1 protein-coding gene and 1 pseudogene are annotated in these 857 nt (G+C 75.5%); both read right to left on the bottom strand.

Annotation, left to right across the window (positions count from 1 at the left end; genetic code table 11):
* Nucleotides 1-669, bottom strand: a 669-nt coding sequence (locus DW299_RS03690; protein ID WP_136035730.1) for a MerR family transcriptional regulator, incomplete at its 3' end; no start/stop codon positions are given.
* A 3-nt stretch (nt 670-672) separates the two neighbouring features.
* A pseudogene (locus DW299_RS19365) lies at nt 673-857 on the bottom strand (hypothetical protein); the annotation flags it as partial.

Raw genomic sequence — 857 nt, 5'->3', positions numbered from 1 at the left:
GGCCGCGATCGCCCGGTCGGGGTGCTCGATCGGCGCGCCGAGGGCGGCCCGCGCCCGTGGTGTGTCGAGCTTCTCCAGCGCGCGCATTGCGCGGTGACGACGCGCGGCCTCGGCGTCGTGCAGTCCTCGCTCCAGCGTCGGCACGGCATCGTCCCCGGCCCGCGCGACCGCCCACAGCAGGGCCCCGGCGGTGTTGAGGTCATCCTCCCGTAGCAGCGCCGCGACGAGGACGGCCGTGGACGCGTGGTCGGCGTCCGCGGTGAGGGCGAGCGTCTGCCGCGCGGACGCGTCCGGCGCCTCCAGGCCCCGCAGGAGCTCCACCATGCGCAGGGCGTCGGACCAGTCCCGCGGCTCGCCCGACCGCACCTGTTCGAGGCGTTCCGCCAGCTCGGTGAGCACCGCGAGCCGCGCGCGCGTGCGATGCAGGAGCCGCTCGATCGTGTCGGACGGCGCGCGGGCGTCGTCCGCGAGAGCCGCGGGGATGTCCGCGAGCGGGAGGCCGAGCGAGCGCAGGTTCTCGATGTGGAACAGCCGGCGAAGATCCGCGTCCGAGTAGTCCCGGTACCCGCCCGCGGTGCGTTCGCTGGGCGACAGCAGGCCGATGCGGTCGTAGTGCCGCAGCATGCGCGCGCTGATGCCCGAGCGCGCCGCGACCTCGCCGATCAGCACGCCTCAGCCCTCCGCGGGAGCGGGAGACGCCTGCAGCGCCACGATCCGCTGCGCCTCTCGGATCGCCGCGCCGAAGTCGTCGTCGGGGTCGTCGATCAGCCGCGCGGTCGCCAGGGCATGCGCGCGCACGGCGGGGTCGGCATCGTGTGCGGCGGCTCCTCGCTCGTCGCGAACTGGCTCATCGTGGC

The sequence above is a fragment of the Microbacterium sp. K35 genome (genome assembly GCF_004794375.1).
In the GTDB taxonomy this organism is placed as follows: domain Bacteria; phylum Actinomycetota; class Actinomycetes; order Actinomycetales; family Microbacteriaceae; genus Microbacterium; species Microbacterium sufflavum.
This window is presented reverse-complemented; position numbering and strand designations above follow the sequence as displayed.